Source organism: Eubacterium sp. OM08-24 (assembly GCF_003438075.1).
Classification (GTDB): Bacteria; Bacillota; Clostridia; order Oscillospirales; family Acutalibacteraceae; genus Ruminococcoides.
Genome location: NZ_QSTA01000001.1, coordinates 886519 through 910351 on the forward strand (window position 1 = coordinate 886519; position 23833 = coordinate 910351).

Genomic DNA, 23833 nt, shown 5'->3' on the forward strand with positions numbered 1-23833 from the left:
ATGAGCGTTTTAATTGATAACAGCATTACGATTTATGAGGCTCTTGAGCATATCAAAGACGGAAAATATGTTATGCCAGCATTTCAAAGACAGTATGTATGGAGTATGGAACAGATTGAAAAACTGTGGGACTCCATTCTTTTGGATTATCCGATTGCTACATTCCTATTCTGGCATGTCGATGATGACAATGTAACATGGGATACTTATTTCTGTAATTTCCTATCCTCTGTTACATTTGATAGCCGCAAGCAGGCTGACAGCGTAAATTATGAATTATCGAGCATTGATGTAAAACTGACCGATACAGCAGTACTTGACGGGCAGCAGAGACTCACTTCTCTCTATTTGTCCCTGTTTGGTGATGCGTTCATCCGTCAGAAACACGCACGGAAGAAATCTGGCGGTGGCATCGTTACAAAACTTCTGATTGAACTTAATAAAAACAAGCTGACCGTAGATGAAGAAGAATACAACAACAAGAAATATGACATCAAGTTCAGCGAGAAAGTAGGTAAATTGAGTCCGACTCAGTTCGAAATCAGAAAGATTCTTGAACCGAAGTTCCAGGATGTAACCACTAGGGAAAAAGCCATCGAAGATGCAATTGCAAATGTTCCAGCAGACAGCAAGGATTATGCGAGAGGCATCTTAAATAAACTCTATGAGAAGATTTTTGTCGAAAAGCTTATTCGTTATACTGAAATCCGGGATATGAAACAGGATGATGCGCTTGAGATGTTCGTTCGTTTCAATAGCGGTGGTAAGGCACTTCGTAAGTCGGAAATTACCATGTCTATCTTGGAAGCTTATTGGCCAAGTGCGAAGACAGAGTTCGGGAAACTGCTTGTAGACTCTTATGCCGGATTCGGTTCCGATTTTATCATCAGAGCCGCACTGATGCTTTATGGTGATGTCATCAAGTCAAACATAAACAAGCAGATAGCGGAAGAATTGAAGAATAACTGGAGCGAGTTCAAGAAGGCACTTAAGAACCTGGAAGCACTCCTCAAGGAAATGATGATTGAAGTCAGCCGTTTCTCAAGCAGTTGGAATGTCCTACTCCCTATTGTATATTTCATTTATTATAATCCTGATTATAAAGACAATACAGAAGGCGTTCGTGCTTACCTGGTAAGAGCCATTCTGTTTACCTATTTCCAGTCAGGCACTACAAGTAAGTTGCAGCAGATGAAGAGCAATATCAATGAAAACGATTATGAGATTACTGTTGATATGCTGAACCAGATGAATGAACTTCGTGTAACCGATGGCAAGATTGAGGATATTCTCAATTCTGAAAAAGGCAGTCGTGTTGCCGGAGAGGCTCTTTACTATCTAAGCTTGGATTGGCTCAACAAGAACTTCAAGTATGAGCAGAACCATTTGCATCCATATGACAGATTTGACGGTAGCAAACCTGTTTCTGTAACTATGGATGTGTGGCGCAGATGGCGCGGAAACCGTAACCGTCTCCCCAATCTCCAACTTCTTGAAGGCCGCAGCAACGGAAGTAAAAATAATATGCCATTGATTGAGTACTATAACGATATGAACGATGATCAGAAGGCAAAGTTCCGTAAGGAGGCGTTCATCCCGGATGATGTTGGGTTAGAACTTGAGCATTTTGAAGAGTTTTATGAAAAACGTAAGGAATTGTTGGCAGAAAAAATCCGTCAGATACTTGGATAAAAATAGTATTATATGAATTGGAGGTGTACCACAGTGCCAGACATGAAACAGATACATGATTTTGCTGTCAAATGGTGCGATAAATTTCGTGCTCAGAACATTAATTACATAGATTTGGTTGACCACTTTATGGCTGATGATTGTGCTGCTCTTGGTTTTGAGATGGACTGTGGCCACGCTTTTTCTGAGAGATATGGACAGGCAGCAAACAACCATGAGGCTCTGAATAGAATCATTGATGATGTCACAGACATCCCCCTGCTTGGGTCTGCAATTTATTCTCAATGGAGATATTTCAACCATTGGGCATATGACGCAGCAGAAATATTGGCACCCAAAAACCGAGCGTGGTTTATTCTGGCACTTAGTCGTTTGGCATTGCTTTCCGGGGATAATCCGTTTATATTCCAAGGAACATTAAAGAAAATGCGTATTGTGTCTAACAATATCTGCTACGGACCTATGCCTGAACCGGACGAAGAAGTAGAACAGCATCTTACCATCAATGATGAAGGTCGGGTTTGGTTTTCCGGATATAACTTTGGTCACAATGGAGAAAGATACGAAAAGGCACGAAGTAAGAATTTTAAGATTGAAAAAGTTGCTACTAACAGATTACTCTGTGCAATTGCAACTTATTTTGGCAATAAATACGATGAAATTTTTGCTACAGATATTGGCAATTGGGAGATGGAACTAACAAATACCGAGGGAACAGTGTATAAATTCCGTGGTTCGCTTTGTGCTGATTTTGACTATGAGGGCATCGATTTATCTGACCTTGTACGTAATACTGTTGGTATGGATGATTTGTATGTCTTTGATGGAAATTGCAAACCGGATGTGATAAACAGAATCGCATTGGACTATCACAGAGTCACAAAAATAAAACCTAAGGAAGTGCCGGAAGGAGCAACTTGGGAATTTGTTACATGGGATTACACAGAGCATCTAATTATTGACAGAGAAACAGAAACCCTTGAAACATCCAAAATATAGGGTCTGGCTGTAAGGTTTCTCGTAAGTATGAAATTGAAGGAGGAATTGAAAGTCTGCTTGAAAATTTCAATGCAGAGGATTTGTTTTCACACATTGAAGGGAATCCCGACGATGTGATAGATACTCCAAACGAAACCAAGGATTATAAAATTACGATTGACTATAAAAAGACCCCACAAAAGGTCATCGCAGGGTCATTTGATAAAAATGGACTGCCGGATAATTTTGAGGAGTTTGCAGATGCGGTATTTGATTTCATACGTTTTTATGGTTGGGGAGAGATACTTGACCCATCTGTGTATGGTAAAGTAAAACGCAGGACAACGGATTATATCTATTGCAGCGTGGTCTTTGAAGAAGGGCAAAAATCCTATTATTATCTGACGGGCGATGACAGCATCGAGATTGGTGATTTTGTGCTTGTGCCTGCGGGCAAAGACAACCATGAGGCGGTTGTGCAAGTGGTAGATATAGAATATTTTTCCGCAGAAGATGTACCTCTGCCTGCAGAAAAGACAAAGCATATTATACGGAAATGTACGGATGAAGATTTCGATTTACCAGAGCCAGAATAACACATATCAAGAGTTTGTGAAAAGGTAGGTGGAATAGGTGATTGTTGATTATAGTGAATATATAACGGAAAAAGCAAGTAAAGGAATTGTAAACTCTGTATATGTAGAAAACGGATTACCATTATTTAAGCATGACTCTGTATGTCCTTTCTGCAAACAAAAAATTGAAAATGTGATACACCATAAATCGAAAACAGATTATCCTGAATGGTTATGGGGGCGGTTTGACCAGAGCGAATTAGTTGTTCAATGCCCCAATTGTGGTTGGTGGGAGTATAAATACTCAAATCAGAGCGATGCCATAGTAGATGGGATAAGAGCAATGGATTTGGAGTATTCCTCTGGAATTTTGAAAACATATGAAGATTCTGACATAGATATACCACTCGAGGTCCTCCGTAAATATATAAATAAAGACCCAAGCGTAATTTACAATATTGATGCACATAAAATGGAGGAACTTGTTCGGTCGGTTTTTTCTGATTTTTACCCATCTTGCAAGGTTAAAGCTTTCGGAAAAACAAGGGATGGTGGAAAAGATGGATTGCTTATTGATAATAGTGGTAAACAATCACTAATTCAAATTAAGAGAAGAACAAAAGCAAATGCTACAGAAGGTGTTGAAGCTCTCAGAGCGCTGATTGGAACAACTGTAATTGAGGATAACGTGCGAGGCTGTATTTTTGTATCAACAGCAGACCACTTCTCTAAACCCGCAAAGGACTATGCAAGTAATGTAATTAATAAAAACATCGTAGACACATTTGATTTAATAGATTGCAAGGAATTTTTAAGAATGGCAGATTTAGTTAGAGATAAGCTACCGGATGTTTGGACTAAATTATTAAAACTATAGGTGGATATGTTCCCGTTGACAAGTAAATGTAAAAAACATCGTGGATTTGTTTCCGTAAACAAGAAAACGGCAAAGCCATTCTGCATATCCAGACAAGCCACGTGGAGTGCGTAGTTCTGTTGACTAAGGTACACAAGTAAAAGTGTGAAAAAGGCTTGAAATAAGGGGATTTCGAGAGTTTTGGTTGCTAGAAATAATACCGCAAAAATGTCATAAAAGCCTTTTAAAATCAAGGGAATTTTATGGTTGGATAGACAGGAATATTGAGATTGGGTCGATTATACAGAAGTGTTTACTTGTGATTTATGAAAAAAGAGAGAGTAAAAATAGGCTAATAATCATTTTGAAATATATCAAATGATAATTAGCCTATCGCAGGAAGGAGAGAATGTTATGCCTGGCAAAGTGAGAGTGATTCCGGCTAATACAAATGAGCCGATGAAACATGTTGTCATCTATGCTCGTATGAGTTCTAACACTATGGATCAGCTTGAGAGTCTTAAGGCACAAGTTTCTGGGCTGACAAAATTTATATCCGGGCATAACAACTGGAAACTGGTCGATATTCATATAGATATTGCATCTGCTAAAAAAGATTCTTTTCGTCCTGCCTTTCATCAAATGATAGAAGAATGTAAAGCGGGACTTACGGATATAGTTGTGGTAAAAAGCATTAGTAGACTTGGAAGAGATACTGTCGAGGTGCTTGATGCAATAAATACTTTAAGAGAGTCACAAGTGCGAATTATTTTCAAACAAGATGAACTGGATACATTAACAGTGGGAAGTTCATTATTGATATCAACCGTTGAAGCTTGCACACAGGCTGAAAATGAAACACGAAGTGCTAATATAAAATGGGGTATAAAACAAAAAGTACAGAAGTAAGAACTGCAAATAGCCTTGAAATAAAGGATTTCGAGAGTTTGGGGTAAATTTGACAGGTTTGCTCCAAGCTCTCTTTTTGTGCCTGAGAGAATTGGTCGAGACTGATTTTTAGATAAGGCTGAATTGACAAGATGAACATTGGCGTAGGTTGAGTGGATAAGATGTATATTTGGTAGTTTGATTTGACAGAATGGATGTGATTAAGAAGTATGAGAACTATGTTATTAAGTTTCAAAGCTGATGTATTTGAACGAGTGAAATCTGGAGAAAAGATATATGAACACAGGCGTGTTTTTCCAGATGAGTCGGTTAAGGCATATCTGTATATTAGTACACCAGTCAAAGCTATCGTTGGAATAATGCGTTTGGATAATAGAGTTCAAATTGAGTCATGGAAGAAAAAATATTCATATGACGAGGCAACGTTATCAAGAATTGATAATTATTTAAGTAAGCATACCGTGGCAATGGAAATCACAGAGTTTCAAATGACCAATGCGATTCCTCTGGAAAAACTGAGAAATGACTTACCCGGATTTGTAGTACCACAAATGTATTATTATATAGAGAATACGGAATTACTGAAATATTTAGAAAAGAATTTAGATCCAGTGGGTGAACCAATAAAACATTCATTTGATAATATTCCTCCTGAATTGATATGTACGCACTAGGCACGGTTGATTTATGATAGTTTATATGTTATAATGGGTCTATAAATATTTGCGATATAGAAAAGATGGGATACCATTGATAGATACAACAGATTTATTAACAGTAACAGAGGTTGCGAAAAGATTGAAAGTTACCGCACAGTCTGTAAGAACACTGATAAAAAATGAATATTTAAAGGCAGAAAGAGTTGGAAGCCAGTGGCTGACATCAGAAGAGGATTTGAAACAGTATATAGAAAAGTATAATGTTGTTATAGAACCAGATGATCATGAAAGACTTGATGATAATGTTCCACCAATAGTAGCATTAAGTTTTTTTTCGGGTGCTATGGGCCTGGATGTAGGAATGAGAAATGGTGGGATAGACGCTCTTTTAGCATGCGAATTTAATAAGGCGTGCAGGATGACAATCGAAAAAAACAATCCTAACATTGGGTTGATTGGAGATATTACTAAATTTTCAGCAGCTGAAATACTTAAGATGGCGAAGGTTCCAGAAGGAAGAAAGGTTGATATTATTTTTGGTGGGCCGCCGTGCCAAGCTTTTAGTACTGCAGGAAATAGAAAGGCTTTTGATGATGAGAGAGGAAATGTGTTCTTAAAATATTTGAGCATAGTATCTGAAATCAAGCCAACATATATAGTAATAGAAAATGTTCGTGGACTTTTATCTACGCCGTTTAAATATGGAGATTTAGAGGAGCCTATCAAGGGTGGTGCGATGATGATTATCCTTGATAGATTAAAGGAAATGGGATATACAGTTTCTTTTAATCTTTATAATGCCGCATATTTTGGAGCTCCTCAAATTAGAGAGCGTGTTGTAATAATAGGAAAACTAGGAGATGAGAAGGTAAGTTATTTACAACCTACTCATAATGAAAACGGAACAGATGGATTAAAGAAGTGGAGAACATTAAAAGACGCATTTGATAATTTGCCTGAAAATGTAGAAAAGCATTATATTGAATTTCCAGAGAAGAGATTGAAATATTATAGAATGCTCAAAGAAGGACAATATTGGAAAGACCTTCCTTTAGATATGCAAAAGGAGGCAATGGGAAAATCCTTCTACTTGGGAGGCGGTAAAACAGGATTTTTAAGACGATTATCTTACTCAAAGCCATCGCCAACATTGGTTACAAATCCAACTATGCCAGCAACGGATTTAGCGCATCCGACAGAAGATAGACCATTAAGTGTAGAAGAATATGCTTGTATCCAGGAGTTTCCACAGGATTGGCAGATATGTGGTGCTATACTTGATCAGTATAAACAGATTGGAAATGCTGTACCTATTAAATTGGGGGAGGCAATTGCCAAAACTATTCTCGATGATATGAAAGGTATACATTATAAAAATACTGGATTTTCGTATTCAAGATATAAAAATACTGACGAGATTTCCTGGATGAATTTTATGAAAAAACAACTTGAGAAAGCGGCGGAGTAGATGAAACAGGGCAACTGCATAGTGATTTTGCAGTTGCCCTAAATTTTTAATTATTTGTCAGAAATAATGTCCGTGTTTTGTGACGTGATATTACGAAGAAATTCCTGGTAGGAGTCTTCATTCATATTGCAATCAGTAGCAATACCTGTAGTTACATGAGCGTTGATAATATTATTGAGTGAATCCCACTTATATGCAGGAAGCTTCTGACCTGCGACAGTTCTGGTGCCAAGTCTATACCATTTTTCGATGGTAGTGCCTGTTCTGATTGCACTCGATGAGCTGTTCTCTGTGTTAGATTTATTCTTGATCTGAAGTAAAACAGCACCATCAGAGGAACAAAAGTCAATTGCTCTAAGCACGTTTCCGTTACACCAAATCCAACCGTATGGTCGGGTAGAAACACTGATGTATTCCTCTAGAAGATTACCTTGAATATTTTCTGCACTCATAAAAAGATTATGATATGCGGCCATACGTGCAGCAAAAGTTTCATCTGCGTTCATTGCAATTTGCACAATTGTTTGTATTGCGGGATCAGAACAGCTTCCTTTTGGAGAGGCTTTTCTTCGGCTGGGTGGATTTGCAGTGGCATCGGCATATCCCTTTATCCATTTTTCAAGATAGTCCATATATGTAGCAGAATCGCTTAGTTTAATATTAGGGAACAAAGACAGATCAGTTAAGCCAACCTCAAATATAATTCCTAAATCATTCAACTCTGGTTTGTTTCCTGCGAGTGAAGCAAATCCTTGTCTGAGTATGTCGGTGGAGACATTAAAATTTCCTAATGTTTTTGTTAATTGTTTTGGCATAAATTTATCCTCCTGTTATTTTAACGTTGGTTTAATGGCAGAATCGTTCCTGTTGAAATAAAGTTCTGAGTAGGTATTGCCACAGAAAAGTTCCAACATCTGATCCAAGTGCCATAGGTTGTTCTCGGCTTTTCTTAGTTCTTCAAGTGGCATCCAGAATACTTTGCCTTCATCAGATGACTTCAGCTTGCCATTAAATTCATTTGTCTTATATAAAAATACGATGTATCTGGAACCAATGTATTCAACCCAGTCTTTTACTCCACAAAGTTCTACATTTTTAATGCTAAGACCTGTTTCTTCCCGTACCTCACGAATAACAGAATCTACAAATGCTTCTCCTGGTTCAACATGACCGCCTGGGAAGATTAATCCTTTTATGTTATGTACAAGCTTTTCTTCAACGAGTACATTTCCACGGCCATCATAGATCATACACATATTCGTAAGTTCGACCGAGGTTTTACGATTCATTCGTTCCACCTCAATCCTTTATTGTTTCCATGATGTCTTCCAATTTACAATCCATAGCCTCACAGATTTTGAGAAGAACATCAGTGGTGATGTTTGCGCCTTTGCCTAATTTGGCAATGGACGTTGCACTGATTCCGGCAGCATCCTTAAGATCATTTTTATTCATTTCTTTGTCGATTAACATTTTCCACAATTTGTTATAAATGATTCGCATAATCAACCTCCTTGTTTTACAGTAAAAAATCGAGAGAATTATCTTGCTGTTTATCTGTGAGATAGTTTTTTAAAATTTCTACATCTTTACTGATATCTCGTGGCTTAATTCGGGTAATAACCTTTTCTTCAACCTCTGGCGTCCAGTAGATTTTCAATTTTTTCCTGGCTCTTGTAATAGCAGTGTAGAAGATATTGTGTGTTACAAGTTCCTCAACTTCATCTGTAATAACTATCTTTACAGAGTCATATTCGAGACCTTGTGCTTTGTGTATTGATACAGCATAAGCAATTTGGAATGGTACAACAGTGAATGAGGTACTTTCATCTCCATCTTCGTCAGCACTCTTTAATTTGTGTACACAAAATCTAACTAAGGATTTTCCTTCGCTTTCCCAACATTCAAGTAGTTCGAGGTTAATACGCCGGAGATCACTTTCATCTACTACCTTAGGTATCTCAACATCAAATTGAATGCGTTCTTCATGAGTGTCTGGGTCTAAGATTTCAATTCCCTTTATGATTCCCTTCATATTATTGTGTATGACAGGGAAAAACCTATCCGAATCAAGGAAGAGAATCGGGTCTCCAACTTTATACTGTTGAACGTCCCATTGAACTGCAGGGTTAGGATTGCTTTCCTGTAAGAATCGGTTGATGTTGTTGATTCCGTATAAGCCGTCATAATTCAGACAAAGGATAGCCTCACCTTGCTCAAGTGAAGAAAGCAGGGTTTCATCAACTTTTAAGGAGTAGCTTTCTCTCTCGATGACTTCTTTTGCTTTATCATCCATTTGTCGAACCTTATCCCAAAGTTCAAGCAATCGCTCATCCTTAGTTCGATGAGGCTGGGTAAGTTCAAAAACAGCACTTTCAGGCAAAAAAGATTTTAGTACCGAGAACCAATTTCCAAACTGAATTGCATCGATTTGATAAGTGTCCCCAACCAATAAAAGCATTTCAAAGTTTGCTTTTTGTAATACCTCAACCATATCTTTATTACTAACGGTACTACATTCATCGATAACTAATAATTTATATTTTGCAAAAGCAGACCCTTGGCGTTTGAAACTTTCAATTGTTGAGAAAGCTGTATTTTCTGCATCAATCTTTCGCATCAGGTTCTCTTTTGCTGGATTTGTTTGGGTTAGATATAATTTGGCATCATCATTTAAGTAGTGAGAAACATGATTTATAAGCGTAGATTTTCCTACACCTGCAGAACCGTATATTACACCTACTTTTGACTCTGAAAATATACGAGTGATGATGTCCTTTTTTTCATCACAATCAATTTCGTAATCACCGAATAGTAGCCATAATTCAACATCGTCACTGTAATTTTCTATGCCGGATTCTGATAACTCTTGTAGTTTTTCAATTACAGTGCAAGTATCGAGTTTGTAATCGTTTATAAATACTTGATTATGCTCAAGCATTAAATCACTTTCAGGTCTGTGTCCTGAATAAAGGCTATCGTTATACTTTTCGATAAGAATTGGATAATCCGGGAAATTACCCAACTCATCAATATCAGTGAAAAGTTGACCTTTACCTTCTGTGTTATTCCTTATAAATCTTGCGAATAATTCAGGGCGTTTGTCTTTACAAGGAATACAGTCGAATACAGCTCCTAATTTTGGATTATGTCCAACAGGAGATCTGTTAAATGGTAAAGAATCAAACTGCCTGCAACCGTTTGATAAATACAGACTAGAAAGATAACTGTTTCCGGCGTGTATCCATTCTTCATAGTATTTGCTATAGTATCCGTCTGAATATTGGCCTTTAATAATAACGTTGTTCATGTTGTAAAGCAGATATCGTAGCACGTTTTTACCACTTCGGCCTTTTCGTATAAGCTTTCTGCATTCATCTAAAATTGGAATAAACACAGTAGATTTAAGGTTGTTTTTCCATTCGAGAGTAATTCTATAATAGGCGTTATCCGGGAAGTCCATCAGAGCAGTCAAGGTGTACCTTGTTCTAGTAAGGAACTCACAGATTAAGCGTTGCTCTGGATACGGTACTCTTTTTTTCTCGCCTTTTATCAGTTTGATAAAATTTTGAAATTCACAGTCACGAATGGATACCTCCCAGCCGTTAATAATAATGATAGGCATTGTTTTTCCTAATATTTCGATAGTCTCATGTACGAGATGAAACTTTGATGCGTAATTGCTTTTGATTGATAGTTTAGTAAAAGCAATTACCCTATTAGATTTGGACTTGTTTTTTCTATCATCTATTGGTGTAAATGTGATTTCATAATATATGTGTCTGTTAACAAACAGTGGCTTAATTTTCTGAATATAGTATTTGTCATTTTTTTCAGCTTTGAATTCCACTGGATATTGTTCTATTTTTTCAGAAATCTTTTTATAGTATTCCTGTAAGGTATCATCTAAATGAAGAGGAAACTTATCTAAATTATGCAGTACCTCAATACCAAAGTAGTGCCAGACAAGATTTTTCGCTTCTAGCAGGTACTGGTAATACTTAAGCATTAATCGTTCAGAGCCGTCTTCATCCAATGTATATTGTGTGGTGACTACTTCCAGGTAATTATGGAATTTATATAAAGTGTACAGTTCACTGTTTATCTGTGCAAACTCTATGGCCTTTGCTATGTTTTCGGCAGTGATAGGTATTTCTCTGCCGTTGGCATAAAACTTGAGCATGACATGATTTACGAACTTTGTCAGCTGCTCTAAAATATCTTGAGAAATAGCACCACGAGAATTGTTTTCTATTTCATCTAAATGCCTACATATGACGTTGTCTATTTTACGGATGGATTCATCAATTGATGGCATCAACATCCTCCTTTCCGATTAATAATTTTCTCCATCGTCCCAGTCATCGATAAACGCATCATACGGAAATGTTCCGGCAAACTGGTCGGGATGAAGCTTTACATACAAATTGCGTATTTTGGTTCTGGAACTTCCTAAAAAAGGAGTTGTAGAGCCACTGACTAAAAAGCTGTTGCTTATATTGTTTAATTCGCCAAGCAAACCAAAAACATATGATTTTAAAGATGGATCAGCAAATGTATCTGCTTTTGACATCCATTTGGTTTCATACAAGTCTTTTATTTTACATGGCAGAGTCATGTCGATTAATGATGCAGCATAGTTTTCTCCGATGAGAATAACCATGATTTCATCATAATCTGCTGTGAATTCTTCAAGCAGTAAATTGTCTTCAGAAGAATAGAGGGATTCATTTGGCTGTTCTTCTGGAAGTCGAACACTTGTTGTTCCGGCATTACTGTTTCTATCTAATCCATTTACCAGGTTGCTTACTGCGTTACCCCACGCATCGGCTATCGCCTGCCCAGATGCCAGTATCTTTTCTTCGAGAATATCGTGTGGGGTTTTATCAGCACTCTTCTGAGTGCTTTTTTCTTTGCCTGCAGCTTCTCTCAAGATTTCAAAAAACAAGTCTGTAATCTTGAATGAAGCATTTACAGAGTTAATATCAGGAATATCATTCTTAAATTCGTCAGCAAGCAGTTGTGCAGTTGTTTCTCCGAAACCTTCAAGATATGAAGGAAATTCATCGCTCTCATTTAAGTTTGCCAATATAAGAGCAGCAACCTTTGAAATACTTGTATTGCCGTTGAAGTATGATTTGAAAGTTTCAAGGCTAGTGTCTGCTAATAATTCGGGTCCACTTTCATTCATCATGGTTTCAAAAATGGTCTTCGTAAATAATTTGGTATTGCTTTTTCCGCCAATTACATTCTTTAGTTTCTTTGCAAAAACCTTAAATTCCATAGTTCCACCACCGTTATCGTCTATTAATACCCAAGTCTACCCACGGCTACCGAGTTCTACCTACCTACTTATATATACTGGGTAGTGTAGAAAGCAAACAGCAAGTGCTTACTACTTGTGAGTAAGTACTGGGAAATTGGTCTAAAAATTATTATATCAGAAAAATAGACTAAAATCTACACTTTCACAAATTGTTAATATGCGTTCACAGAGAAAATTCATATTTTCAATTAGAATTGCTTTCTCTATGACTTTTAGTTGAGTTCATTTAGTGGATTCAACTAAGTGCCAGAGGCACTTAAAAATAATATCACAAGGCCTGATTAGCTATAAGGGCATTGGGATACAGATATCGGCATCAATCACAGGACAACCTGTGAAAGGTGCGATAGAAGTACCCTTATTTCCTTATGCTCTTTTTCAGGCATTTCATGGGTCGGTACTTCTATAAGCACCGACCCTATTCGTTTCCTATGCCCTTCTGCAAGAACCAGGCAGAAAGGCAGGAACTTTATGAAAATCAAGATTCGTTACGAGAACGAGTATCAGACACTTGAGGTTGAAACAAAGGAGATTGAAAAGTGGTTAAATATCTCCATTTCAGAAGAAGAAAGTCAGGAGGATTACGAAAAGAGAGTCCAGGATGTAATCGAAGAGAGATTCAACAGACCAGATTACAACAGTTGGCACAAGCATGACCGTCATACTGGCAACGCTTATATGAAAAGCAAGGACGGAACAGTTGAGGTCAACACAGAAGAAGCAATCATGTTCAGAGTAGCTGATAAGTCAGACTTCAACAGTTCTATTGATGGAGTACATAACCAGCTTGAATACGAAGCATGCTGTGAAACATTGAGAAGTCTTCTTAACCCTGCAGTAGCAGATATGGTTATTGCCATTGCACTTGACGGATACACCGTTGGCGAGTATGCAGCCTCAATCGATGAGGATGCCAACAATGTCAGTCATCGTTATAGACGTGCAATCAACAAATTAAAAAAAGTTTTTTCAAAAACGTCCTTTTAACCCTTCTTCCAAGGCTACCAGGTAGGAGGGTGACACCTTCAAGGAAATTCTATTTTGAAGGAGGTAATTCGCATGGAATTACAAGTATTTAACAGCACAGAGTTTGGCTCTGTAAGAACAGCAACTGTAAACGGTGAGGTTATGTTTGTCGGCAAGGATGTAGCAGACATTCTCGGGTACCAGAACGGTAGTCGAGATATTAACCGTCATGTAGATGAAGAGGACAGACACAAGGTCATGATCTTTGATGGTAACCAGGATAAGGAAACCATCATTATCAATGAGTCAGGTCTTTACAGTCTTATCCTTTCTAGCAAGATGCCTAATGCGAAGGAGTTCAAACATTGGGTAACGGCAGAGGTTCTTCCGACTATCCGTAAGCATGGAATGTATGCCATCGATGAGATTTTGGAAAATCCTGATCTTGCGATTGCAGCACTTACACAGCTTAAGGAAGAGCGTGAGAGAAGAAAACAGCTTGAATGCCAGACACTAATTCAGCGTCAGCAGATTGCAGAGATGCAACCAAAGGCAAGCTACTATGACCTTATTTTACAGAACAAGAACACAGTTCCTATTACACAGATTGCAAAGGACTACGGTATGAGCGGTCGCAAGTTCAATGAACTTCTTCATGAACTGGGGGTTCAGTACAAGTTCAGAAAGACATGGCTTTTATATCAGCAGTATGCAGAATGCGGATACACACAATCACGTACCTATGCAATCGATGAGAATAGAAGTGTGATGCATACCTATTGGACACAGAAGGGCAGACTTTTCCTTTATGATCTTTTAAAGAAAGATGGAATATTGCCAATTATGGAACAGGAGGATTAAATGATATGGGCATTGATAAGTTTAATCATGAGGGTTATTCCGACCCGACTACATATGAGGCTCTTACCAATATCCATCGTGAAGAAGTGGCAGCTGATAAAAAGGCTGCCTATCTTCCGTTGGTATATGTTTGCAGTCCGTATGCAGGTGATATCGAGAACAATATAAAAAATGCAAAAGCATACAGCAGATATGCCGTTAAGGAGAATGCTATCCCAGTAACACCTCATCTTCTCTATCCACAGTTCATGGATGACGGCAATGATGCAGAACGAGAAATGGCTATGCACTTCAATTATGTACTTCTTGGAAAATGTACCGAACTCTGGGTATTCGGCGGAGTGGTTAGCCGTGGTATGGCTCGTGAGATTGGTGTTGCCAAGAAAAGAAGAATGAAAATCAGATGGTTTGACCATGCGATGAAGGAGGTAAATGAATATGCTTAATTTCACTATATACACAGCAGATTGTGTCGGTAATAACGGGAACTGTTTGTATCCCAACAAGATGATTGTTACCGACAAGGAATCCTTTATCACATCAACCAAAATGGATCATGTAACTGCAAAGTATAAAGGAAATTATCGCAGTAAGGATAATTTCGAGTTTTCCGACTGTATTCCGCTTGACTGTGATAATGACCATTCAGACAACCCGAATGAATGGGTAACTCCTCTTGATATAGCACTTGAAATACCGGGTGTTGCTTTTGCTGTATCGTATAGCAGACACCACAACCTTCCAAAGGGAAATAAGTCTGCTAGACCAAGATTTCATATCTTCTTCCCTATTGAGATTGTATCGGATGAGCAGAAGTATGCAGATATGAAACGCAGGATTGCCGATACTTTTCCTTATTACGATACCAACGCACTTGATTCGGCTCGTTTCCTTTATGGAAATGACTCTGATGAAGTGGAGTTCTATGAAGGGAATAAAACCATTCTTGATTATCTGGAAGAGGATGACTTTGCTGACTTCGATGCAAGTCTTGAGCAAGTACCAGAAGGTCAGCGTAACAGTACCATGAGCCACATTGCCGGAAAGATTATCAAGAGATATGGAAATACAGAAGAAACTTATCAGATTTTCCTTAAGAAGGCAGAACTCTGTAATCCACCACTCCCTGAAAGCGAACTTAAGGTGATATGGCGAAGTGCATCAAGGTTCGGTAACAAGGTGTCAAACCAAGAAGGATACATTCCACCCGAGGAATACAACTCTGACTGCAAACTAAAACCTGAAGATTTCTCAGATGTAGGACAAGCTACTGTTCTTGCACGGGAGTATAAAAATATTCTCTCCTATTCCCCATCTACCGACTATATGGTCTACAACGGAAGTTTTTGGGAGGAATCAAAACCAAAGGCTCAAGGCGTTTCTCAAGATTTGACCGAAAGACAGCTTGCTGAGTCTGAAACCGAAATAAAAAAAGCCATGGATAAGCTCGTCAAAAATGGTGGTATGGAGATAATTGTATCTGTTGGTGCAAAGAAAGCTTTGCAGATGTTTAACAAGGAGCAGACACACACATATGAGATGTATGAAAATGCCCTGAATTACAAGAAATATGCTGTCAAACGCAGAGATACAAAGTGTATTTCCGCAACGCTCAAGGAGGCTCGACCTATGCTTGAAGTTGAACAAAGATATCTGGATGCAGACGAATTTTTGCTGAATACACCAAGTTGTACATATGACCTCAGACACGGACTTGACCTTTCAATCGCACACAAGCCCGAACATCTCATTACAAAACAGACAGCCGTTGATCCATCAGATGAAGGTATGGATATATGGAAATCTGCACTCAATACTTTCTTCTTGGGTGACGATGCCCTTATTGACTATGTTCAGAGAATGGTTGGTCTTTCTGCAATCGGCAAGGTATATGTTGAGGCTCTCATCATCGCATATGGTGAAGGGAAAAACGGTAAAAGTACATTTTGGAATGTCATAGCAAGGGGTCTGGGTACATATTCAGGCAACATCTCTGCGGATATGCTTACAGTCGGGTGCAGAAGAAATGTTAAACCTGAGCTTGCAGAGGCAAAAGGCAAACGAATGTTAATTGCATCTGAACTTGAGGAAGGTATGAGGCTTAACACGGCAAATGTTAAACAGCTCTGCTCCACCGATGAAATCTATGCAGAAAAGAAATACAAAGACCCTTTCTCATATACTCCTACTCATACTCTTGTGCTGTATACCAACCACCTGCCGAAAGTCGGTGCTATCGACAAAGGTACATGGAGAAGACTTATTGTAATTCCGTTTGATGCAACAATTGAGGGTAATGCTGATATTAAGAACTATGCGGACTATCTTTTTGAGCATGCCGGCGGTGCAATTCTCAGTTGGGTTATTGAGGGATCAAAAAAGGTGATTAAAGATAATTACAAAATCACTCCTCCGCAAAAGGTCTGTGATGCAATTGAGCATTACAGGGACAGCAACGATTGGCTCTCATATTTTTTGAGCGAACGCTGTGAAATTGACTCATCATACATTGCAAAGTCGGGAGAGGTATATAACGAATACAGAATTTTCTGCACTCAAATGGGCGAATTTATCCGCAGTACAACGGATTTCTATACTGCTCTTGAAACCGTGGGTTTTGAAAAATTTCGTGATAGGAATGGCAGATACATCAAAGGCTTAAAACTCAAGACAGACTTTATGGAAGAGGACTAATGACAGTAGGTGTGACAGTTTATGACGGCTATTTACTATCCTTTTCTTATAGAATAAAAAAATAAGCTATATATAAAAGTATAGGGAATGACAGTCGTACTCTGTCACACCTTGAATTGAGGTGTAAAAATGCGTGAAAGTGAAATTGAAAGAATATTAGTAAAAAAAGTGAAGACAGATGGAGGTATCTGTCTGAAATGGGTATGTCCCTCATTTAACGGTATGCCTGACAGATTGATATTTTTGCCAAACGGTCATTTTGGCATGGTCGAGCTAAAATCCAACGGCAAAAAGCCGAGAGCACTCCAGCTTGCACGGCACAAGATGCTGAAACGATTGGGATTCAAGGTTTATGTGATTGACGATGTAGAGCAGATTGGAGGAATGATTGATGAAATACAAGCCACATAGCTATCAGGAATATGCAATCAGATATATTGAAACTCATCCGTTTTCAGCACTGCTGATTGATATGGGACTTGGCAAGACCTCAATTACATTGACTGCAATTCGCAATCTCCTTTTTGACAGCTTTGAGGTGTGCAAGGTGCTTGTAATCGCACCGCTCAGGGTTGCAAAAAACACATGGACTGATGAGATAAAAAAGTGGGAGCATTTAAGCACTCTCACTTATTCCCTTATAGTAGGCAATGAAAATGAACGACTTTCAGCACTCAATGAAAAAGCTGACATCTACATAATCAACCGAGAAAATGTTGACTGGCTTGTGAATAAAAGCGGATATAAATTTGACTTTGATATGGTTGTTATTGACGAGCTCAGTTCGTTTAAAAATCATCAGTCAAAGCGTTTCAAAAGTCTTATGAAGGTGCGACCGCTTGTAAAGAGAATTGTCGGCCTGACAGGTACACCCTCATCAAACGGACTTATGGATTTGTTCGCTGAATTTAAAATTCTTGATATGGGCAAACGGCTCGGTTATTTTATCGGGCAGTACAGGAACACATATTTCAAACCCGACAAAATGAATGGCCCGATTGTATATTCATATAAGCCTCTGCCAAATGCCGAGAATGCCATCTACGAAAAAATATCAGACATCACGGTTTCTATGAAAGCAAATGAATATCTGAAAATGCCTGAGCTTTTAACAAGCAACTATGTTGTTGAACTCTCCAACAGCGAAAAGAATCAGTACGATGAAATGAAAAAAAGCTTGGTTCTTGAAATCACTGACGGAGAAATTACCGCATCTAATGCCGCCTCCCTTTCAAACAAGCTATGCCAGCTTTCAAACGGTGCAATTTACGATGACGAGCAGAATATAGTTGAAATTCACGACCGAAAGCTTGAAGCACTTGAGGATATAATTGAGAGTATGAACGGCAAACCTCTGCTTATTGCATATTGGTACAGACACGATTTAGAACGGATAAAGAGCAGGTTTTCTGTTCGTGAAATCAAAACAAATGAGGATATTTCCGATTGGAACGATGGCAAAATTCCCGTTGCACTCATTCACCCTGCAAGTGCCGGACACGGACTTAATCTTCAAAACGGGGGTTCAACTCTTGTGTGGTTTGGCCTTACATGGTCACTTGAGCTGTATCAGCAAACCAACGCAAGACTGTATCGACAGGGACAGAAAAACACTGTTGTTATTCAGCACATAATCACGAAAGGCACGATTGATGAACAAATTTTGAAAGCCTTGCAGAAAAAGAACAAAACGCAGGCAGATTTGATAGATGCCGTAAGGGCAAATTTGGAGGTATAAAATGACGGCAAAGGAATATTTAAGTCAGGCATACAGACTTGACAAAAGGATAGATTCAAAAATTGAACAGATTAAATCACTTAATCTTCTTGCAACAAAATGCACGACTACATTATCGGATATGCCAAAAAGTCAAAGTGCCGGTAACTCTCGACTTGAGGATACCGTTGTAAAAATTGTTGATTTGCAGGAAGAAATAAACAGAGACATCGACAGCCTTGTTGATTTAAAGCGAGATATTGTGAGAACAATAAAATCCGTACAGAATCCTGAATATCAGATAATTCTTGAATTGAGATATTTGTGCTTTAAAACCTGGGAAGAAATAGCGGTACAGATGAATTGCAGTATTGACAATGTGTTCAAGATAAGAAAGAACGCATTAAAAAGTGTTGTAATTCCCGAAAGTTGACAGTAAATTCCATAGAATTACAGTATGCTCATCTGCTATAATATAAACAGTGAAATAGACTTTCAAAGCCTTGCAGAGAAATTTGCAGGGCTTTTCTTATGCCTGAAAGGAGGAGCTTATGCCACATAAACCAAAGCAGGGTTGTGCATATCCAAACTGTCCAAAACTTACAAACGGGCGGTATTGTGAGGAGCATCAAAGGCTGATTGCAAATCAGTACAACCGATTCACACGAGCGGTTGATGTCAACAAGAAGTACGGCAGAGCGTGGAAAAAAATTCGTGACCGCTATGTGCAGGCACACCCGTTGTGTGAGCAGTGCCTTAAACAGGGCAGAACAACACCTGCCGAGGAGGTTCACCACATTATCCCGCTTTCAAGAGGCGGTACACATAGTACAGATAATCTAATGAGCCTTTGTCAGTCCTGCCACAATAAAATTCACCACGACCTTGGAGACAGATAAAAAAAGGACTACCCGCGTGAAGGTAGTCCTAAAATATGGCGGAGCGGACAGGATTCGAACCTATCGCAGCACGCTTGTAACACTTTTGTTTATCCCAGCGAATTTCGCAGACATACTTGATCACTCCGCGTGTACCGCACCAAACCGTGTTGTTTCTGTTTTCCATAATCTTTTCACCACTTCCAAAATAAGCAAGAACAGATATAGCTGTTTGAACAAATGTTAAAAGGAGTGTTATTTCATCAATTGGAAATCCGAACATAAGAAATAAAGCAAAAGTGTATACCAACTTTTTTATTTATTCTACCATTTGAGTTTTTATTTGTCAATTTTCAGCAAATGGTGGGGGTATCAAAATCTCTGCGATGCATATAGCGGACAGCGGCGTGGGGTGTCACGCACAAAAACGGCAGTTCAAACGGGGTATTAAAAATTGTGAAAGAAGGTGATTTTATATGGCAAAGGACGGTACAAACAGAGGTGGCAGACGAGTTCGGGCCGGTGACAAGCCAATGTCCGTGGCAGAAAAATTGCAAAAAGGTCAGGCTGTTCGGCTAATGGAAAACGATATACCCGTGCTTACGAGTGCGGAACTGGAGGCGGTTGACCTGCCCGAAGGTGCGGTTGTTGAAGGTGCGGATATGCCAAAACCGGCAGACTATCTTTCGGCAAAACAGAAGAACGGAGTGCCTCTCGGAGCAGATGAGATATACAAGGAAACTTGGCTATGGCTCAAAGAGCGTGGTTGCGAACGGCTTGTCAATCCGAGATTGATTGAAGCGTATGCTCAGGCATTTGCAAGATACATTCAGTGTGAGGAGGCAACGAGCACCTACGGCTTGCTTGGAAAGCACCCGACCACGGGCGGAGTAATCTCGTCGCCGTTCGTACAGATGAGTCAGCAGTATCAGAAAAGTGCAAACCTTATCTGGTATGAGATTTACGATATTGTAAAGCAAAACTGCACGGTTCCGTTTGAGGATAACCCGAACGATACTATGGAGCTTTTGCTCAGAAGGAAAAGAGGTAATTAGATGAAAACGACAAAAGAATTACAGCTTGTTCCGATTGACAGGCTGATACCATATGTCAACAACGCAAGAACACATAGTGCGGAGCAGATAAACAAACTTCGTTCATCACTTCGTGAGTTTGGTTTTATCAATCCTGTAATCATAGACAGCGACTACAATGTCATTGCCGGTCACGGCAGAATTATGGCTGCCAAGGCTGAGAATATTACTGAAGTACCGTGTGTTTTTGTTGACTACTTAAATGATGCACAAAAGAAAGCCTACATACTTGCCGACAACAGAATGGCCCTTGATGCCGACTGGGACGAGGAACTTTTGAAGGTAGAAATTGAATCACTGCAAGGTGCTGATTTTGACTTGAGTCTGACCGGATTTGACGAAACCGAGCTTGCGGGATTTTTTGATACTGCCGATGACGCAAAAGAAGATGATTTTGATGTTGAAGAAGAACTCAAAAATCCTACAATCACAAAAAACGGTGACCTCTGGTTACTTGGAAATCACAGACTACTTTGCGGTGACAGTACTAAAGAAGAGTCCTACACGATTCTAATGAATGACAAGAAAGCAAATCTCGTTGTTACAGACCCGCCGTACAATGTAAACTACGAAGGCAGTGCGGGGAAAATTAAGAATGATAATCTTGAAAGTGATAAGTTCTATCAGTTTCTTTTCGATGCATTCTCTTGTATGAAAAATGCTATGGCTGATGATGCAAGTATCTATGTTTTCCACGCAGATACAGAAGGTTTAAATTTCAGAAAGGCATTTGCTGACGCAGACTTTTATCTTTCAGGTACTTGTATTTGGAAAAAGCAGAGTCTTGTTCTCGGAAGAAGTCCGTATCAGTGGCAGCATGAACCCTGTCTGTTTGGTTGGAAGAAAAACGGAAAGCACCGGTGGTATTCAGACAGAAAACAGACCACAATATGGGAGTTTGATAAGCCGAAGAAAAACGGTGACCATCCGACAATGAAACCTGTCCCCCTCATCGCATATCCAATTAAAAATTCAAGTATGAGCAATTGTATCGTACTTGACCCATTCGGTGGAAGTGGCAGTACCCTTATCGCCTGTGAACAGACAAATCGTATTTGCCATACCATTGAACTTGATGAGAAATATTGTGATGTAATTGTAAAGCGTTACATTGAACAGGTTGGTACTTCTGAAAATGTATTTGTTGTCCGTAACGGCAAAAAGGTTTCATACTCTGAACTCGTTAAGAAAGCAGAGGTTGAAAATGAATAGAAAGCTGACCCTCGGCAGTCTGTTTGACGGCAGTGGCGGGTTTCCGCTCGGAGGCTTGATTTGCGGTGTTACTCCTTTGTGGGCATCGGAAATTGAGACTTTTCCTGTTCGTGTAACAACCAAGCGCATACCTGAAATGAAACATTTTGGTGATGTATCAAAATTAAGCGGAGCAAATCTCCCACATGTTGACATCGTCACTTTCGGAAGTCCGTGTCAGGATATGAGCATTGCGGGTAAACGGGCAGGATTATGTGGTACAAGAAGTAACCTCTTTTACGAGGCCATACGAATAATCAAGGAAATGAGGTGTAAAACAAATGGAAAATATCCCAGATTCATTGTGTGGGAAAATGTCCCCGGAGCATTCTCGTCAAACAAAGGTGAGGACTTTAGGACAGTCCTCGAAGAAATCTGCAAAATCAAAGATAAAAGACTATCTGTTTCTAAACCTAAAAGTGGAAAATGGACTAACTCAGGGGAAATCATGGAGATGCGTTCTCCGTTTGTTGGAGAGTCCTTGATGCTCAATACTGGGGAGTGCCCCAACGAAGAAAGAGAATCTACCTTGTCGCAGATTTTGCAGGCGAATGTGCCGACAAAATACTATTTGAGTCAGAAAGCTTGTCTGGGAATCTTACGCAGAGCGTCAGCCAGAGGAAAACAGCTACCACAGATGTTAAGAATTGCATTGGAGCAACAGGCTTTGACGGATACAATGCAAAACTGACGGGCAATATATCTTCTACAATCGGTGCAAACTGCGGAATGTCTACAGGCAGAAACGGAATAGTTTTGAATGACCAAGGCGGTAACAGAATGGATATTACCGAAGATGTGACTTGCACACTTCGTGCTGAGGCACATCACCCGCCTTGCGTTATTGATTCAGCCGGTTTCTGCACAGAACATTCAGCTAAAAGTCGAAGTATAGGCTATGAAAAGGAAATTTCCCCCACACTTCGTGCCGGCACAGTACCCGGAGCAGTGATGTTTGAAAATCATAGTCAAGACACACGATATACAGGGCCAATTGAAAAAGCACCCACCGTTCTTTCTACATATGGCACAGGCGGAAACAACCAACCTTTCGTAATTGAAAGTTCAAAATGTTTTGATGTCAGATTCACTTCTGAAGGGACAAAAAATGCAAGACATAATTGCTATCCTACAACAACAGCTAGAACGATTGATACAGGCGGAAACTCGCCCGATTCAAATCAAGGCGGAGTCGCAGTAGTAAGTATTCAAGGTTCAATGATTGGCAGAAAAGACGAAAATGGGCCACAGGGAAACGGTGTAAACGAAGATGTCAGTTTTACGCTCAATGCCACGGACAGACATGCTGTATCTTACGGTATCGACAGGTCAGCTTTCAATCAAGGTGTAAACGCAAAATATAATTTTGTGGTTGAATCCGAACTACAACCCACAATGGTTGCAAGAGGTCCGGGTGCTGTTGCACACTTGGCGTATTCAACCAGTAAAAACTCATATCACACAATTGCAGAGAAAAACATAGCAAATACTCTTGTTGCATCAGATTTCAAAGATCCGCCAACTGTAAGTGAAGAACCCTTTTACATAGTACGAAGATTAACTCCGACAGAATGTGCAAGACTTCAAGGCTTTCCGGATTGGTGGTGCAGTGGTCTTGAAACTGAAAACCCGACCGATGAAGAAATTGATTTCTGGAGAAAAGTTTTTAACGCATATGCTGAAATCAACGGCAAAAAGCCTAAAACTGACAAGCAGATAATCAAGTGGCTTAAAAATCCTCATACTGATTCTGCTGAATACAAAATGTGGGGCAACGGTGTAGCTCTCCCCTGTGTTGTTTTTGTACTTTCACGCATTGTCAATTCTACACAAGAAGAAGAAAATATCTCCTAATTGTTCTCGATTTTCGTATCTTGATTTTTCACCCTTTCAGAGTGATATATATATT

Annotated in this window: 22 protein-coding genes and 1 pseudogene; 18 read left to right on the forward strand and 5 right to left on the reverse strand. The window is 39.2% G+C overall.

All coding sequences use genetic code 11. From position 1 onward, the window contains the following. The 7 genes from DXC23_RS04445 (at position 1) to DXC23_RS04470 (ending at position 7137) form a co-directional block, all read left to right on the forward strand. Positions 1–1692, forward strand: coding sequence for a DUF262 domain-containing protein (locus DXC23_RS04445; RefSeq protein WP_117704949.1), 1692 nt, complete (start codon positions 1–3; stop codon positions 1690–1692). A gap of 33 nt (positions 1693–1725) precedes the next feature. Then, positions 1726–2691 (forward strand): hypothetical protein, encoded by a 966-nt coding sequence (locus tag DXC23_RS12615; RefSeq protein ID WP_242997399.1) that lies wholly within the window; start codon positions 1726–1728, stop codon positions 2689–2691. Between the two features lie 113 nt (positions 2692–2804). Then, the gene (locus DXC23_RS12620) at positions 2805–3266 is read left to right on the forward strand and encodes a hypothetical protein (protein WP_242997400.1); all 462 of its coding nucleotides are present in this window, start codon (positions 2805–2807) and stop codon (positions 3264–3266) included. 37 nt (positions 3267–3303) lie between these two features. Further along, on the forward strand, positions 3304–4122 hold the full coding sequence (locus tag DXC23_RS04455) for a restriction endonuclease (protein ID WP_117704950.1): 819 nt from the start codon (positions 3304–3306) through the stop codon (positions 4120–4122). Between the two features lie 393 nt (positions 4123–4515). Then, positions 4516–5010: a recombinase family protein gene (locus DXC23_RS04460; protein WP_158552434.1), complete on the forward strand. Its 495-nt coding sequence runs from the start codon at positions 4516–4518 to the stop codon at positions 5008–5010. Between the two features lie 209 nt (positions 5011–5219). Beyond that, positions 5220–5684 carry a hypothetical protein gene (locus tag DXC23_RS04465; RefSeq protein ID WP_117704952.1) on the forward strand — a complete coding sequence of 155 codons (465 nt, stop codon included), beginning with the start codon at positions 5220–5222 and terminating at the stop codon, positions 5682–5684. Positions 5685–5760: 76 nt separating this feature from the next. Continuing rightward, positions 5761–7137: a DNA cytosine methyltransferase gene (locus tag DXC23_RS04470; RefSeq protein WP_117704953.1), complete on the forward strand. Its 1377-nt coding sequence runs from the start codon at positions 5761–5763 to the stop codon at positions 7135–7137. Between the two features lie 50 nt (positions 7138–7187). On the opposite strand, the gene DXC23_RS04475 is transcribed toward DXC23_RS04470, so the two are convergent. Genes DXC23_RS04475 through DXC23_RS04495 form a run of 5 tightly spaced genes read right to left on the reverse strand, consistent with a single transcriptional unit; the run spans position 7188 to position 12421 of the window. Next, complete coding sequence (locus DXC23_RS04475; protein ID WP_117704954.1) at positions 7188–7952, reverse strand: SinI family restriction endonuclease; 765 nt, start codon at positions 7950–7952, stop codon at positions 7188–7190. 15 nt (positions 7953–7967) lie between these two features. Further along, complete coding sequence (locus tag DXC23_RS04480) at positions 7968–8426, reverse strand: NUDIX domain-containing protein (RefSeq protein WP_199523041.1); 459 nt, start codon at positions 8424–8426, stop codon at positions 7968–7970. A 10-nt stretch (positions 8427–8436) separates the two neighbouring features. Then, positions 8437–8640, reverse strand: a complete 204-nt coding sequence (locus DXC23_RS04485) for a helix-turn-helix transcriptional regulator (RefSeq protein ID WP_117704956.1) — start codon at positions 8638–8640, stop codon at positions 8437–8439. Between the two features lie 16 nt (positions 8641–8656). Then, positions 8657–11455 carry an AAA family ATPase gene (locus DXC23_RS04490; RefSeq protein WP_117704957.1) on the reverse strand — a complete coding sequence of 933 codons (2799 nt, stop codon included), beginning with the start codon at positions 11453–11455 and terminating at the stop codon, positions 8657–8659. 18 nt (positions 11456–11473) lie between these two features. Continuing rightward, positions 11474–12421 carry a hypothetical protein gene (locus DXC23_RS04495; RefSeq protein ID WP_117704958.1) on the reverse strand — a complete coding sequence of 316 codons (948 nt, stop codon included), beginning with the start codon at positions 12419–12421 and terminating at the stop codon, positions 11474–11476. Positions 12422–12934: 513 nt separating this feature from the next. On the opposite strand from DXC23_RS04495, the gene DXC23_RS04500 reads away from it, so the two are divergent. The 11 genes and pseudogenes from DXC23_RS04500 (at position 12935) to dcm (ending at position 23778) form a co-directional block, all read left to right on the forward strand. Beyond that, positions 12935–13450, forward strand: a complete 516-nt coding sequence (locus tag DXC23_RS04500) for a hypothetical protein (RefSeq protein ID WP_117704959.1) — start codon at positions 12935–12937, stop codon at positions 13448–13450. Between the two features lie 72 nt (positions 13451–13522). Continuing rightward, positions 13523–14290: a phage antirepressor KilAC domain-containing protein gene (locus DXC23_RS04505; protein WP_117704960.1), complete on the forward strand. Its 768-nt coding sequence runs from the start codon at positions 13523–13525 to the stop codon at positions 14288–14290. 5 nt (positions 14291–14295) lie between these two features. After that, complete coding sequence (locus tag DXC23_RS04510; protein WP_117704961.1) at positions 14296–14736, forward strand: DUF4406 domain-containing protein; 441 nt, start codon at positions 14296–14298, stop codon at positions 14734–14736. After that, positions 14729–16984 (forward strand): phage/plasmid primase, P4 family, encoded by a 2256-nt coding sequence (locus DXC23_RS04515; protein ID WP_117705069.1) that lies wholly within the window; start codon positions 14729–14731, stop codon positions 16982–16984. Before DXC23_RS04510 ends, DXC23_RS04515 begins: the two co-directional genes overlap by 8 nt. A gap of 129 nt (positions 16985–17113) precedes the next feature. Further along, positions 17114–17395 carry a VRR-NUC domain-containing protein gene (locus DXC23_RS04520; protein WP_117704962.1) on the forward strand — a complete coding sequence of 94 codons (282 nt, stop codon included), beginning with the start codon at positions 17114–17116 and terminating at the stop codon, positions 17393–17395. Beyond that, a complete protein-coding gene (locus tag DXC23_RS04525) occupies positions 17376–18722 on the forward strand; it encodes a DEAD/DEAH box helicase (protein WP_117704963.1) in 1347 nt (448 codons plus the stop codon). Before DXC23_RS04520 ends, DXC23_RS04525 begins: the two co-directional genes overlap by 20 nt. A 1-nt stretch (position 18723) precedes the next feature. Then, positions 18724–19134, forward strand: coding sequence for a DUF1492 domain-containing protein (locus DXC23_RS04530; protein WP_022234826.1), 411 nt, complete (start codon positions 18724–18726; stop codon positions 19132–19134). Between the two features lie 118 nt (positions 19135–19252). Continuing rightward, positions 19253–19600: an HNH endonuclease signature motif containing protein gene (locus DXC23_RS04535; RefSeq protein ID WP_022234825.1), complete on the forward strand. Its 348-nt coding sequence runs from the start codon at positions 19253–19255 to the stop codon at positions 19598–19600. Between the two features lie 455 nt (positions 19601–20055). Next, complete coding sequence (locus DXC23_RS04545; RefSeq protein ID WP_117704965.1) at positions 20056–20634, forward strand: P27 family phage terminase small subunit; 579 nt, start codon at positions 20056–20058, stop codon at positions 20632–20634. Next, positions 20635–21885 carry a site-specific DNA-methyltransferase gene (locus DXC23_RS04550; RefSeq protein WP_117704966.1) on the forward strand — a complete coding sequence of 417 codons (1251 nt, stop codon included), beginning with the start codon at positions 20635–20637 and terminating at the stop codon, positions 21883–21885. Then, positions 21878–23778, forward strand: a pseudogene (gene dcm, locus DXC23_RS12505) (DNA (cytosine-5-)-methyltransferase). Before DXC23_RS04550 ends, dcm begins: the two are co-directional and overlap by 8 nt. Positions 23779–23833 lie beyond the last annotated feature (55 nt).